The organism is Rhizobium sp. CC1099 (genome assembly GCF_029714385.1).
Lineage (GTDB): Bacteria > Pseudomonadota > Alphaproteobacteria > Rhizobiales > Rhizobiaceae > Rhizobium.
Genome location: NZ_CP121641.1, coordinates 1,596,480 through 1,610,656, shown reverse-complemented (window position 1 = coordinate 1,610,656; position 14,177 = coordinate 1,596,480). Strand labels below are relative to the sequence as shown.

Annotated in this window: 14 protein-coding genes and 1 pseudogene; 7 read left to right on the top strand and 8 right to left on the bottom strand. The window is 59.8% G+C overall.

Annotation, left to right across the window (positions count from 1 at the left end; translation table 11 throughout):
• The first annotated feature begins 48 nt into the window (after positions 1-48).
• Positions 49-942 carry a dihydrodipicolinate synthase family protein gene (locus QA644_RS08335; RefSeq protein ID WP_194729676.1) on the top strand — a complete coding sequence of 298 codons (894 nt, stop codon included), beginning with the start codon at positions 49-51 and terminating at the stop codon, positions 940-942.
• Positions 943-990: 48 nt separating this feature from the next.
• Here the strand turns inward: QA644_RS08335 and QA644_RS08330 are convergent, their stop codons facing one another.
• The 7 genes from QA644_RS08330 to QA644_RS08300 all read right to left on the bottom strand — a co-directional run bounded on the left by QA644_RS08330 (position 991) and on the right by QA644_RS08300 (position 7,730).
• Positions 991-2,199: an ABC transporter permease gene (locus QA644_RS08330; RefSeq protein ID WP_283071921.1), complete on the bottom strand. Its 1,209-nt coding sequence runs from the start codon at positions 2,197-2,199 to the stop codon at positions 991-993.
• Positions 2,189-2,905, bottom strand: a complete 717-nt coding sequence (locus tag QA644_RS08325; protein WP_194729674.1) for an ABC transporter ATP-binding protein — start codon at positions 2,903-2,905, stop codon at positions 2,189-2,191. The genes QA644_RS08330 and QA644_RS08325 overlap by 11 nt, the downstream gene beginning before the upstream one ends.
• A gap of 11 nt (positions 2,906-2,916) precedes the next feature.
• Positions 2,917-4,212, bottom strand: a complete 1,296-nt coding sequence (locus tag QA644_RS08320; RefSeq protein ID WP_283071920.1) for an efflux RND transporter periplasmic adaptor subunit — start codon at positions 4,210-4,212, stop codon at positions 2,917-2,919.
• Between the two features lie 145 nt (positions 4,213-4,357).
• Positions 4,358-4,732, bottom strand: a complete 375-nt coding sequence (locus QA644_RS08315) for a GFA family protein (RefSeq protein WP_283071919.1) — start codon at positions 4,730-4,732, stop codon at positions 4,358-4,360.
• Positions 4,732-4,941, bottom strand: coding sequence for a hypothetical protein (locus QA644_RS08310; RefSeq protein ID WP_074068060.1), 210 nt, complete (start codon positions 4,939-4,941; stop codon positions 4,732-4,734). The genes QA644_RS08315 and QA644_RS08310 overlap by 1 nt, the downstream gene beginning before the upstream one ends.
• Before the next feature lie 191 nt (positions 4,942-5,132).
• The gene (locus QA644_RS08305; protein WP_283070916.1) at positions 5,133-6,332 is read right to left on the bottom strand and encodes an IS256 family transposase; all 1,200 of its coding nucleotides are present in this window, start codon (positions 6,330-6,332) and stop codon (positions 5,133-5,135) included.
• A gap of 1,029 nt (positions 6,333-7,361) precedes the next feature.
• Positions 7,362-7,730 (bottom strand): hypothetical protein, encoded by a 369-nt coding sequence (locus QA644_RS08300; protein WP_283071918.1) that lies wholly within the window; start codon positions 7,728-7,730, stop codon positions 7,362-7,364.
• A 383-nt stretch (positions 7,731-8,113) separates the two neighbouring features.
• On the opposite strand from QA644_RS08300, the gene QA644_RS08295 reads away from it, so the two are divergent.
• Positions 8,114-8,299 carry a hypothetical protein gene (locus QA644_RS08295; protein ID WP_039844841.1) on the top strand — a complete coding sequence of 62 codons (186 nt, stop codon included), beginning with the start codon at positions 8,114-8,116 and terminating at the stop codon, positions 8,297-8,299.
• A gap of 233 nt (positions 8,300-8,532) precedes the next feature.
• Positions 8,533-8,736: a hypothetical protein gene (locus QA644_RS08290; RefSeq protein WP_074068058.1), complete on the top strand. Its 204-nt coding sequence runs from the start codon at positions 8,533-8,535 to the stop codon at positions 8,734-8,736.
• Positions 8,737-9,224: 488 nt separating this feature from the next.
• Here the strand turns inward: QA644_RS08290 and QA644_RS08285 are convergent, their stop codons facing one another.
• Positions 9,225-10,472, bottom strand: coding sequence for a transposase (locus tag QA644_RS08285; protein ID WP_283071916.1), 1,248 nt, complete (start codon positions 10,470-10,472; stop codon positions 9,225-9,227).
• Between the two features lie 65 nt (positions 10,473-10,537).
• Between QA644_RS08285 and tnpA the strand changes: the two are divergent.
• The 4 genes and pseudogenes from tnpA to QA644_RS08265 all read left to right on the top strand — a co-directional run.
• Positions 10,538-10,894 (top strand): annotated as a pseudogene (tnpA, locus tag QA644_RS08280) (IS200/IS605 family transposase); the annotation flags it as partial.
• A gap of 276 nt (positions 10,895-11,170) precedes the next feature.
• A complete protein-coding gene (locus QA644_RS08275) occupies positions 11,171-12,229 on the top strand; it encodes an aldo/keto reductase (protein WP_283071914.1) in 1,059 nt (352 codons plus the stop codon).
• Complete coding sequence (locus tag QA644_RS08270) at positions 12,196-12,909, top strand: formylglycine-generating enzyme family protein (protein ID WP_283071913.1); 714 nt, start codon at positions 12,196-12,198, stop codon at positions 12,907-12,909. The genes QA644_RS08275 and QA644_RS08270 overlap by 34 nt, the downstream gene beginning before the upstream one ends.
• A 175-nt stretch (positions 12,910-13,084) precedes the next feature.
• On the top strand, positions 13,085-13,939 hold the full coding sequence (locus QA644_RS08265) for an AraC family transcriptional regulator (RefSeq protein ID WP_074068052.1): 855 nt from the start codon (positions 13,085-13,087) through the stop codon (positions 13,937-13,939).
• The last annotated feature ends 238 nt before the right edge of the window (positions 13,940-14,177 follow it).

The following is a 14,177-nucleotide window of genomic DNA, read 5'->3' as shown; positions in this document are numbered from 1 at the left end:
AAATCAGATGGCAAGCTGCCGTGATATATCAGAGTCAAGGAGACGAACATGTGGCGCGGCGTATTTCCTGCAGTAACGACGAAATTCACTGAGAGCGGCGAGCTAGATCTTGCCGAAATGGAACGCTGCTTCGGGCTCCAGGCCGATGCAGGTGTCGATGGCATCATCGTCTGCGGCTCGCTCGGCGAGAACATGACGCTCGAGCCGGAAGAAAAGTTGGAAATCCTGAATGTCGCGCGCTCGGCTGCGGGTTCGAGGCCAGTACTGATGACGGTCTGCGAAAGCTCGACAAAGCGCGGCGCCGCTGCCGCCAAGGCCGCAGCAAAGGCCGGTGCGAGCGGCTTCATGGTCTTGCCAGGCGTGCCTTACAAATCCGCTCCGGAAGAGACGCTGACGCATGTCCAGACGATTGCCGCAGCCGGTGGCCTGCCGATCATGGTCTACAACAATCCAGTCGCCTATGGCGTAGACGTCACGATCCCGATGTTCGAAGTGCTGGCGAAGAACGATCTCGTCGTCGCCATGAAGGAATCGACCGACGATGTCCGCCGCGTGACGGACGTCTTCAACGCCTTCGGCGAACGCTTCGATGTGTTTACCGGCGTCGACAACCTGGCGCTCGAAAGCCTCTTGATGGGGGCGCACGGCTGGGTCGCCGGTCTCGTCGTCGCCTTCCCGAAGGAAACGGTCGCGATCTATAAGCTCGTTCAGGCGGGCCGCCTCGATGAAGCGCGCGCCATCTACCGCTGGTTCCGGCCGCTGCTCGACCTGGACGTCTCGACCTTCCTCGTCCAGAACATCAAGCTTGCGGAAGTCTACGCCATCCAGTCGAACGACCGCGTCCGCGCGCCTCGCCTGCCGCTTTCCGGCGAACAGCGCCTGCGCGTCGTTGACGTGATTGAAAAGGCGCTTTCAAACCGCCCGGAACTGCCGAAGTTCTGATCAATCGGCACACGGAGTGTTCCAAGGCCGGGCATCACCCGGCCTGGTTCATTCGTGCCGTAAGGCCTCGATCGGATTCAGCTGCGCTGCCCTTCGCGCCGGGAAATAGCCGAAGATCATGCCGATTGCGGCCGAGAAGACGAAGGCGACGGCGATCATCAGCGGGCTGACGACGAAGGGAACCTTCAAGAGCGTCACGGCAGTGAAGCCGATGCCTAATCCGAATACGATGCCCGTGATGCCGCCGAAGAGCGACAGCGCAACCGCCTCGACCAGAAACTGCAACAGTACCTGCATCTCCAATGCGCCGATCGCAAGCCGGATGCCGATCTCCCGCGTGCGTTCAGTGACCGACACTAGCATGATGTTCATGATGCCGATCCCGCCGACCAGAAGGCTGATTGCGGCGACAGCGCCAAGCAATCCCGTGAGCAATGTCGTCGTACCCGTCATGGCTTCGGCGATCTGCGTCATGTCGTTGACGTTGAAATCGTCTTCGCGGCCCGGAACGATCTTGCGGCGCTCGCGCAGCAGGTTCTCGGTCTCCGTCTGAACCTTGGAGGTCGAAACGCCATCGCGGGCCGAAATGACGATCATCTGGACATTGGCGTTGGCCCTGCCGCCGATCCGGCGCTGATAGATCTTCACGGGCATGATCACGACATCGTCCTGGTCAGTGCCCATGCCCGATTGCCCGCGCTTCGCCAGCACGCCGATGACGCGGCAGGACACCTTGCCCACGCGAATCTGCTGCCCTGTCGGATTGGCCGCGCCGAAAAGCTGCGATCGGACCGTCTCGCCGAGGATGCAACGGGCGCGGCCGCGCTCTTCGGCCGCCTCGAAGGTGCGGCCGAGGGCAATGTCCCAGTCCTGCGCGATAAAATAGTCGTTGGTCGTGCCCATGACGGTAGTCGAATGACTCTGGCCACCGTAGATCGCCGTCGCCGTCGTCTGGTTGAGCGGCGCGACTGCACGTAGGCCAGTTAGCTGATCGCGGATCGCATCGACGTCCTTAACGGTAAACCGTCTCGCCTCGGAGCTCGCGCGCCCCGGACCGAACTGGCCCGGACGCACGAAGAGCATGTTGGTCCCGAGCCGCGAGAGCTCCGTGGAGACCTGCTCTGTGGTGCCGTTGCCGATCGTCACCAAGGCGATGACGGCGGCAACGCCGATGACGACGCCGAGCACGGTGAGGAAGGAACGCAGGATGTTGCGGCTAATGGCGCGCAGCGCGAGTTTCAGTGTTTCAAGAAACATGATCCGCCTCGCCCTGATGCGCGACCTCGGCTTCGAGCTTTCCATCGACGAAACGGAGGATGCGCTCTGCATAGGCCGCAATGTCGGGTTCATGCGTGACCATGACGATGGTGATGCCCTGCTCCCGGTTCAGCCTCGTCATCAGATCCATGATCTCGGCGCTGGTTTTCGTGTCGAGATTGCCGGTCGGCTCGTCGGCAAGCAGCAGGGCTGGTTCGGTGACGATCGCGCGCGCGATTGCCACGCGCTGCTGCTGGCCGCCGGAAAGCTCCTGCGTCTTATGGTGCTCGCGCCCCTTCAGTCCGACCAAGCCAAGCGCTTCCTTGGCGCGCCGGTGGCGCTCGCCCGCTGCGACACCGCGGTAGATCAGCGGCAACTCTACATTCTCGACCGCCGATGTCCGCGCGAGAAGATTGAACCCCTGGAAAACGAAGCCCAGCATATGGCGTCTCAGCAGCGTCAGCTGACTGCGATCGAAACCGGTCGTGGAAATGCCCTGGAAGACGTAGTCGCCGGCGCTCGGAACATCGAGGCAGCCGAGGATATTCATTGCCGTCGACTTGCCTGAACCCGACGGCCCCATGATCGCGACGAATTCATGGGTGCCGATCCGTAGATCGACATGGTCGAGCGCGCGGATCGCCGCCTCGCCGTGACCGTAGATCTTCGATACCTGCCTGAATTCGAGAAGCGGCGGACTGGTCATCGTTCGCCCGCCTATTGCGTCCGTGTCGTCGCGTCGGTCACAAGCGCATCGCCTTCCTTGAGTTCACCGGCCGAGACCTGTGTGAACTGACCGTCCGAGGAACCAACCTGGATGACGAGAGGCATCTGGCGGCCTTCGCGCAACACCCAGACGCGCCGTTTGGCGCCGGTGAGCGCTTCACTGCGGTTGCCGCCGGAGCGAGGCCCCATACGCGGCGGGCGGAAAAGACCGAAGATGCCGCGGCTGCCGCGCGCTTCGGCTTCTGGCGGCGCATAGCGCAACGCAGCGTTCGGCACCATCAGGGTATCCTTGACGGCCTCGACGGTGATATCCGCCGTTGCCGTCATACCCGGGCGCAGCAGCAGATCAGCGTTGTCGACCGAAAGCACGGCCTTGTAGGTGACGACATTGTTGGTCGTCTCGGAGGCGAAGCGGATCTGCTCGATCTCGGCGGGAAAGGACTTGTTCGGATAGGCGTCGACCGTGAAGGTCGCCTTCTGCCCGACGCCAATCTGGCCGACATCGGCCTCGTCCACATCGACCTGCAGTTCCATCTTCCTGAGATCGCCGGCGATGGTGAAGAGAACCGGCGCCGAAAGCGACGCGGCGACGGTGGCACCCGGATCGACAGAGCGGGTCAGGATAACGCCGTCAACCGGCGAAACGATCCTGGCCTTGGCAAGGTTGACCTCGGCGAGCCGCAGGTCGGCCTCGGCAGAGAGCACTTCCGCCTCGTTGATCTGCTTCGTGGCTGCGGCGGACTCGTATTTGTAGGTCGCATCGTCAAGGCTCTGCTGCGTCGAGACGCTGCCTCTGACGAGGCTCCTCAAGCGCTCCAGCGAAACCTGCGCCGACAGCAGATCGGCATTCGCCTTCAGCACATTCGCCTTGGCCGAATCGAGCTTCGCGCGCGAGCTCTTCACATCGGCCTCCAGTTTGTTCGTATCGAGAACCGCCAGCACCTCGCCGGATTTGACCTCGCTGTTGTAGTCGACATTGACGTCGCGCACGGTGCCGGAAAGTTCACTCGATATGTCGACCTGCTCCGTCGGCTGCACCGAGCCGGTCGCCGTGACGAGAACCGTCAGGTCGCCGCGCTTTGCCGGCTGCGTCGCATAGCTGTATCCGTTGCCGCTGCGGCCGTTGTAAAAAAAGGCACCGGTCCCAGCGACCGCGATCAATGCTGCAGCGGCGATAAGGCGGCCGCGCCAGCGGCGGCCCTTGCCGCGCTTGGCGGGGGCCGCCAGGACGGCAGCAAGATCGGTATTGGCTGCTGCAGCCTTCCTGCCGGTTCCGGAATCGTCCATAAAACCCTCAAGTCAAAAAAAGAAGCGCCTGCTCCGTTTACCATCTAGATAGTCATAGCGAAGATGAACCGGAAATTAGCGTTGGAGGCGCATTCGCACGGAATGACGAAAAATTGCAATTAAATCTTGGTAATGAAAGTCCGCTTTAGCCGGCATCTTCCTGATACTGGTCGGTCCCCTGCAGCGGATGCAGCCAGCTTTCGCGGCGTTTGATCCACACCTCGTAGAGCGGCTCGATTTCCATCGGCGCATCATCGAGAGATCCAAGCCGGAGCTCCGCCTCCTTCTCGGTAAGACAGAACAGCCGACCGCCGCATGCGGGACAGAAGCTGCGGCCTTCATATATCGCGACCGAACCGGAATGCTCGAATGCCGCGAGGGGCCATACGGCGTACGTGACGAATGCCGAGCCGCTCTCTTTCCGGCAGTCCGCACAGTGGCATAGCCCGGCACGAAGCGGCTCGCCCTTCACTTCATATCTGACGGCGCCGCAAAGGCAGCCCCCAGTGCGTATTCTCATCAGGCGTCGAAATCCAGGGGCAGCCTCGGCGGCTTGCGCTTGGCGGCCATCAGGAGATCGAGTTCGGTCGCCGACGGTCCGAATTTTTCATAGAGCCGCTTGGCCTCCTTTTCATCCAAACGGTATTTCCGGGCGAATTCGCTTATGCTGTAAGGCCGGCCGCGCAACACTCTGCGCGTCGGCACCGTCTGATTGGCAGAGTCGGCCATGGCAACCTCCTTTATACAACCCGGAAGTTAGGGCGCTCAGGGCCGTTGGGAAGCTTGCTGAAGCCCGAAAAGCGACAGACTAAAGGCTCGAATCGTCGAGAGAGGTGCCATGCCCTCCGCGGATCGTGTCCATGGAAGTGGTGTAGCTCGCGGCTGATGGCCGTGCTTTCCGACATAGGGCCGGAGGGATATCAGCGTGCCACAGCGGGCAGACTGATTTGGGGATCATCGCTCATTTGCGCCATGGTCTCAAGTGTCAGGTATCTGGCGCGTTGGACGGCCCATTCATCATTCTGTTCGAGCAGCAGTGCGCCGACGAGACGGACGATGGCTTCGTCGTTCGGAAAGATGCCGACGACCTCGGTGCGTCGCTTGATCTCGCCATTGAGACGCTCGATTGGATTCGTCGAATGCAGCTTTGCCCGGTGCTCTTTCGGGAAGGTCATGTAGGCGAGCACGTCCTCTTCGGCATCGTCCATGATGGTGGCGAGCTTCGGCACTTTCGGCCTGATCTGATCGGCGACGCTGCGCCATTGAGCGCTTGCTGCCTCCGGGGTCTCCTGGGCAAAGGCCGTTGCGATGAAAGCGGATACGACCCGCCTGCCGCTCTTTCCGGCATGTGCCAGGACGTTTCTCATGAAGTGAACCCGGCACCTCTGCCAGGTGGCGCTGAGAACCTTGGTGACCGCGGCCTTGAGCCCTTCATGCGCATCGGAGACGACGAGCTTGACGCCACGCAGACCCCGGCGTGTCAGCCTGCGCAGGAATTCCGTCCAGATCGGCTCAGCTTCGGACGTGCCGACTTCCATACCCAGAACCTCACGCCGCCCGTCGCTGTTGACACCGACGGCGATGATGACGGCGACGGAGACGATGCGACCACCACGCCGGACTTTGAGGTAAGTCGCGTCGATCCAAAGGTATGGCCAATCGCCTTCGATGGGACGATCGAGGAACGCCTTCACCTTGACGTCGATCTCTTCGCACAGGCGGCTCACCTGGCTCTTGGAGATGCCGCTCATACCCATCGCCTTGACGAGATCATCGACTGAGCGCGTCGAGATGCCTTGGATATAAGCCTCCTGGATAACAGCCGTCAGAGCCTTCTCCGCCATCCGACGTGGTTCGAGGAAGCTCGGAAAGTAGCTGCCCTTGCGCAGCTTGGGAATGCGAAGCTCGACCGTTCCGGCTCGCGTCTCCCAATCCCGATCACGGTAGCCATTGCGTTGAGCGAGCCGCATCGGGTTCTTCTCGCCGAAGTCAGCGCCGGTGGCTCCGCCAACCTCCAGCTCCATCAGCCGCTCGGCTGCAAAGCCAATCATCTCGCGCAATAAATCGGCATCGGCGCTCTTCTCAACAAGCGAGCGCACGTTCATCATGTCATTGGTCATCGGTGGTCTTTCCGTCAGGTTGGTCTTGAACAACCCGACCCTACCGGAAAACACTGATGGCCACCTTACTCCTCAAAACCTACACCACGTGCCGGGACACGATCCCTCCGCGGCGCATAGCGAAACACTCGCCGTCAGTTGGTGTGGGAGACTCCTTTGAATGATGCCTCGGATCGAAACGCATACGGTGGATATTAACCGGCTATTATCCTTACCGGTTCATTGAAATGGACCGACTCAACGAAAGCCGATCAACGTTATCGGGCCGTAGAACACCCCTCCCCGCTACGGCAGGAGACCTGGCAATCGGGCTACAGGAGGCCCGCGGCTGGGTCTCCGCCATTACAGTTCTCGGATCCGGAAATGTAAAAGGTCCACTCGACGGCAGGCCCGACTGTCAGCAATTCTGCTGTTTCTTAGCCGATCCGCATCGCGTCCATGATTTGATCTGTGGTTTGTCGACGTCCCCGCTTGGAGACATAGTGCTAAGCCGACCTATGTGCCGCAAGGGCTTCCGCAACCTTCTCAGTCTCTTTTCGTTCCGCCGTTAGCTTGCTGTTCAAGTACTTTTCCAGGCACCGAAGAGCAAGCCGAACACGCAAAAGAAGAACAGCACTGTGTACATGATTTGCTGGCTGGTCATTTTTTTCATCGCCTTGCTACCCCCGCCCCCCAAAAATAATCCATGTGTCACTTCCAAGTCACTCGACAATAAAGGTCAAGTATGTTGAGTATTTCTTGCTTGGCTAATCAACTTTCTGGGACTTGCGATACTTGCATGACACAAATCCGAAATGCACTTCTGACCGTTGAGGCATGGGCGCGATATCCTGTGTCCGACTCTGAGGAACTGGACGCCAACTTGCCGGGTCTCAGTGAGGCCTGGGAGATGGATCTAGTTGAGGAAAACAGTTCCGGCTTCGACCCCTGCATGCATTTCTCATTGACCCGCGCTGGTGTAGAGTTCCTTCACGGCCCTCAACCTTCGCTAAGTGATCTAATTTTTAGGTCGGCACGACGCCTATTCGGTCATATCGTTGGATATCCCATCGCCTGAACGAATGTCTTGAACGCGGTCAAGATTGCCACCTTAGCCGTGTCGTTCGCCCAATTGATATGCAGACCGTCGCCGATGCCGTAGTCAGCCTTGGATACATTGCTGTCGCGGGCGGTCGAGACGATGTCGGCTAGTTCGAAGACCGTGCCGAAGTCGCCAATGCCGGACTGGGAACGCGGCCACGGGTTCAGGGCGGTGTAGATCGCCACTTCCGCGCCCGTAAAATTCTGGTTGGGCGAAGGATCGCGAAGTGCGGGTGATGTCCTCGCGTTAGCCTTGGCGGCAAGCGTCGTATGGAAGCCCTGCATTTGCGTCAGGGTGGTTCCGATCGTTGATGCCAAGGAAAACGAAAGCGTCCTGGCAACCCTGGTTCTGGGCTAACTTCAAGCGGCGGTCGGCATTAACCAACGATGCCATGAGACGGCCAGTATAGCAGGGTGTCATCACCGACTGGACGCCCGAGAACGCGCCGTCAACTGCGCGTCGTTCTTGTTATCCGCTCTAACGCCCTGTCAAGCCACTCATGCAGGCCGCCGATGCGGGGTTACCCACGCCTTCGATCGCGCGAAGCAATTGAGCGGTGTGCTCCTGCATGCGGGCCTTGGATTGAGGCGCGCGAGGGGATGGCATTGGAGCGCAACAAATATCCCGCCTGCATTGTTATTTCATTTGATTCTAAATTAGACTTTAGTAGTGTTCTCGCATTAGGAGCGGGAGGATTTCCATGGAACGCGTTGAGCCGGAAAATGCAGATTCCAATATGGCAACGAAGGTCTGGTCGGTGACCGAGTTCTGCGCGCGACATCGATTGGACGAGGAAGAAGAAACGAGACTACTTCAGCTGTTTGGTCCATTCGCGACTGCATGCGAACTCATGCACAACGCCAAACGGGCACCGAAGTGGCGGTAATCCGTGCGACATGGGTACGGGCGCGTCCTCCTTCGTTTCCCTTGGAGAGGGCCGCTCGATAGCGGCCTCTGAATTCGTTTTGTATTTGTAACCGGATTTTTCCCGGAATTGGTGCGCACCGTGCTACGCCGGTGACATTGCTGGTCGCAATGTTATCGTTAATAGCTGTTAACTTTCTCATATTCATCCCTCCTAAAATATGGTACCGCGGTTCACCGTTTGGAGACTTTGCGATGCGACGTTTCAATCTTCGACATGAAGTCGATGACAAGTGGCTTGTTGTGGATGGGCTCACGATGGAGCCTGCCACGCTTGGTGACGTGAAGGTGAGTGGCATGTCTTGGGCCGAGGCCTGTGACTTTGTCGACTTGATGAACTCTCTGGATGCTATCGAACGAGATTCGAGCCGCTATGCAGCAACTTTCGCTGCGGAGTGATTTTCGTTCGCTGCCTACGGCGCTTCCCGGCGCTACTTTGCCCTTTCGTAGAGCGTGTCATGCACCTTCCCGGCCCGCAGCGTATGTGAAGCGCCTTCCGTCGGATGTTTCCATCAGCCGCAGTCCGTAAAGCCGCGCGTCCGCGCTCAGCGCAAGATCGAATAGAGCAAGGGTTCACACCCCGCCGCCTGGAGCGGCTACGGGTTCCAGGTTCATAACTCTCATTGATCAGCCGACCAACGTGCGGGTGCGATAGATGTTCCTAGCGCGAATAACGGCACAAACACCCAAACACCACTGCGGCAGCGAGAACGAAAAAGCCGATTACTGCACCCCAAGTCCCGAAGAACAAGAAGCCCAGACGAGGACTATCAATGCAAGTGGACCTGCGATCAGCCCGACTAAATTTCTGGACATGACCTCATTGCCAAAACCATCTCTCCGGCCGAAGGACATTACACCCGGTGTATTAACCGTTGGTTGTGGCGTTAACATCTTCCCCCGCTTGAAAGCGAGGGATTTCCGAGGGGGCGCGAAGCTCCGCCGATCGTTATCGCTTCAACGGAGAGCCGCTGCCCTTCCTCCACGATCATAGACGCCGTGTTCCGACGCAGGATGTTGATTGCAGCATTGTGGTCGGCATGGGCGCGCAAGCCGCATTGGCAACAGCGGAAAGACGCTTGGCTTTCGCGGCTTTCCCTGTCCACGGCTGCGCAGGCCGAACAGGGCTGCGAGGTGTGGCGGGGATCGACCTTGCACAGGTATCCGCCCCGTTCTTCGAGCTTGTCGGCCAACACGGTTTCAAAGCCGTGCCAGCCTTGTTCGAGGATCGCCCGGTTCAGGCCCGCCTTCTGGCAGACGTTGGTTCCGGGCGCGTCCACGGTTCCCCTGGCGCTGCGCGTCATGTTGCGCGTGGCGAGGTCTTCCAGCACGACCGTTGCGAAGCGACGGGCGATATCAAGACTGGCCTTGTGCCGCCAATCCTGCCGGATGCGGGCAGCACCGGCCTGCAAGGCTGCAACGCGGCGGCGGGCCTTGGCGTGGCGGCGCGACCCGCGCTTGCGCCGCGCCAGAACGCGCTGGGCCCGGCGCTTCCTGGGCTCGATCTCCGCAAGGCCGGCAGGCATCCACCAATGCTCCCCGGTCGAAAGCGTCAGCGTGTTCGCCACGCCCCGGTCGATCCCCACGGCGGGCAAATCGTTTTGCGGGACGGCATGGTCGATTTCGCAGGCGAAGGCGATGTGCCAGCCGTTCGCCGCCAGGCTCACCGTCACATTCATGGTCTTGCCACGCAGGCGCCGCGTGTCGCGGAACTTCACCCAGCCGATCTTGGGAAGGCGCGCGGCGGACCACTTGCCGTTCAGGCGCTTGACCTCGATCTCCCGCCCCTGAAAGCGGAAGGCGCCGTTCACGCCCTTCTTGCGGCGCGAGGGATATCCTGCGCGCCCGGCGAAGAAGTTAGCATACGCCTTATCCAGATCGCGCAGGGCCTGCTGCTGGGGCGTCACATGCACGGCGGCAATCCAGTCGAACGCGGCCCGCAGTGCGGTCAATTCCCGCGCCTGGGCGATGTCGTTCAAGCGGTTCCCGGTCTGCCGCCGGTAATGCCGCCACCAGTCCCTGCGCTGCTCCAGCGCCAGATTATAGACCAGCCGCACAACACCCGCGAACTGCCGCAACAGGACTTCCTGTTCGGCGGTCGGAGCGAGCTGGTAGCGGAAAGCGCGGTGGATCATGTTACGATTCTATCAATTGCTCCAAGGAGCGCAACCGTGGATCGCACCGGCAGCATGTCGTCTACATGCTCCATGGTCATTTGGTCTTTGTCACGAAATACCGCCGTGACGTTCTGTCAGACCCGGCAATCCGCCACCTGCGGCGCATCTTCGCCAAGCTGTCTCGCGACTTCGAGGCCGAATTGATCGAATGCGACGGCGAGGACGATCATGTTCACCTGCGGGTGCATTACCCTCCGAAGATCGCCCTGTCGAAGCTGGTCAACAGCCGCAAAGGCGTATCCAGCCGACGTCTGCGCGAGAGCCGCCCGGAAATCACCGGGCGCTACCACAACGGCGCTTTGTGGTCGCCGTCCTCCTTTGCGGCAAGCTGTGGCGGCGCACCGCTCTCGGTGATCGCCGAATATCTCAAATCCCAGCGCGAAGCGGCCAACGCCGCTCTCGCGTTCCTCCCCGGCCTGAACGCCGGGGTATCCCGCGAGGTTCACGATGACTGCAACGGGCCGGAAGCTGCCAAGGAGCCGCTTCCGCTTCGCGCCCGCCAGCAGCGGTCATTGAGGCAAATTCAGATGTGCATGGTATTTGAACGCCACGAAGCGCAGAAAATGATCAGAATCGAGCAAATGGTGAGGATCGAGCGCGCGCGGCGGCATTCTGCCGGTTAACGTCCCTGTCGTCACAACAGGGATTTTTTTGGAATGACCTCAGGACTCGCAACGAAACGCCGGACGTTTTTGACCGGCGTGGCGGCAGTTGCCGCAACATCGATGTTCGCTTCGGCCATCTCTATGCGACAGGCCGTCGCTCAACAATCGGGCCGTGCGCCGATCATGCGGCCGATCCCGAAAACGGGGGAGATGATCCCGGCGGTCGGCCTCGGCACATTCGAGACCTTCGACATCCGCCCAGGCGAACCGCGCGACCATGTGGGCGAGGTAATCCGGCTGTTCCATGAACATGGTGGAAGGGTCATCGATACATCGCCACTTTATGGAATGTCTGAAGTGTGCGTCGGCGATTTCATCATCGATCTTGACATCGCCGACGACATCTTCATCACCAATAAGACCTGGACCACCGGCGACTATCTTTCCGACAACAGCCATTCGGAACGGCAGCTCAGGCAGTCGCGGGAAAGGCTGTGGCGGGATCGGATCGATGTGCTGCAGGTTCACAGTCTCGAAAATCACGACCAGGTCCGTCACTGGCTGGCGCAGAAAAAGGCCGAGGGGTCTGTACGCTATATCGGGATCACGCAGTGGAGCCCGGAATACTATGACACCATGGAGCGTCTGGTGAACACGGGCACGTTGGATTTCGTCCAGGTCGCCTATACGATCCTGACGCGTGCCGCCGAACAACGGTTGCTCGATGCCTGCGCCGCCAACGGTGTAGCCGTCCAGGTCAACATCCCGTTCGAAAAGGCGCGGCTCTTTACGCCTGTGGCGGGACAACCAGTTCCAGACTTTGCCCAGGAGATGGGTATCGAGACCTGGGCGCAGTATTTCCTGAAATGGATCATCTCCCATCCGGCCGTCACAAATGTTATCCCCGCGACCAGCCAGCCACAGCACGTCATCGACAACATGGGCGCGCTCTACGGCGACCTGCCCGACCGGGCGATGCGTGAACGCATGGTGGATTATTATGCCGGGCTGACAGGCGTCGCGGACGCGCTTGAACAGCCTCCTTATCCTGGAAAAAAATATGGTGGCGTCGTCACATGGCCTTTCCCGCAACCGCCCCAACGTACCTGACACTCATCCTTATTGCGCTTCCGGCCGCCGCAATGGCCGGGAGCGACCGTGTCACGATTGAAGGTTTCGCTATCGACAGGAGCGAAGTCACTATCGCCGATTTCGCCGTCTTCGCTAACGCGACTAAGCTGAGGACGGCTGCTGAACGCAATGGTGGCGGTCACGAATGGGGAAGCGGATGGGAACGTCGTCCAGGCTGGTCGTTTCGCAGGCCGTTCGGCAAAGCACCGCAAGAAGTGGCCGAACCTGCCGTACATGTGAGTTGGTATGAGGCACGTGACTATTGCGCATCAGTCGGCGGCCGACTGCCGACTCGCGCCGAGTGGCAGCGTGCCGCCTATCGTGAATATGGTAGTGGATCGGCGGCGGGCTTCGTAGTCGGGAAAACGTATTCCTATCCGACGGGAGATACTCCTGAAGGGGCGAATACGAACGGTAGCGATCCTTGGCTTCAGCATGCCTCGACGGGAACCACTCGCCAGGGCGTGAACGGCCTTTACGACATGGGTGGCAACGTGTGGGAATGGCTCGCCGACCGCAACGGTAACAACGCGATCACAGCTGGCGGCTCGTGGTGGTACGGCCCAGACAAGATGCGGGAAGAAGCCATGCAGTGGAAGTCTGCCGACTTCTATGTCGCCTACATCGGCTTCCGGTGCGCCTACGACCTGAAATCGTAGCTTCACCTGCCGCGAGCCACGAAAACCTTTCAAGCACTCAACCCTCACGCACTTTTGAACAGCGAGGGTTGAAGACCTACGATTTCCTAAATGCATACGCCCGCAACCAGTCGTATCGTTCAGCATCTCACCTGCAAGATGTGCCTTGCAGGCGTATGGCTGGAGCGGGGCGTCGATGCAACAGAAGACCAGGATCGAAGGCTGGCAATTGACCCAACCGCCTCAGGATCATCTGCGAATAGAGTGGCCCGGCGGTCGTTTCGAAACCGCGCGGCGGGGGCAAACAGGAGAAGTCGAAGGCAAGATAGCACCAGACTTCCATCTGGTCATGGTGACGCTGAATGGCGGCGCAGCGCATCATGCATTTCGAACCGACGACGGATTTCGCTATGAGGGCCGCGACGTGAAGGGCATGGTTTCCTTTCTGCCTGCAGGCTGCAATCGCGAGCTTGTGCTCCGCGACGTCGCATGGGAATGGGGTGCGATTGCCATCGATCCGGTTGTGGGAAGCCCAAAGCTCCGTAACGCCAAGTCGTTCCTCGTTGATCGCGACGACTTCATTTATGGCATGACGGCGCAGATGTGCGGCCTCTATCATCGTGAAGGCAACCTGGATGTGACCTACTGCTCGACGATGGCTCTTGCTCTTTCCGAGTACCTCTCGAACAGAGTTGCAGGACGCGGTCAGCGCGGGACGTCGGTAAAGAACGCTCTAACGAGACGACAACTTCGTGACACCTACGAGAGAATTGATGCAAGGCTGGCAGAACCGATTTCGATCTCTGACCTGTCACTCCCACTTGGCATCTCGGAGGGGCACTTCTTCCGGACTTTTCGCGGAGCAACAGGCCAAACGCCTTTGGAAGTGATATCCCGCCGCCGCATGGACCGTGCAGCTCGTCTTTTGAGGGAAACGGACCTGCCTATCATCGAGGTCGCCGCGCTCTGCGGGATCGAGAGTCCGAGCCATTTTGCGCGGTTGTTCCGCGCTCACAAAGGCCATTCGCCCTCACGCTGGCGAAACAAATAAATTAACTGACCCCGTTCCAATATCGACCGCGGGCGAACTCTGTGGCGCGGCTCCGCCCATCGTCTTATTTCCTTTGATATATCGATCATGGTGTCCGCTTTGAGCGGTGAGTTCAACTGGTCGCTGCAACACACTCTGCAAACCTCTCCGCTGGGGTCTGATAAAGCAAGGTCTTTCTCGGACGTTCGTTGACCCGCACACCGCGCCCCGAGATCGCCCTTCGCCTCCCCCTTCGAGG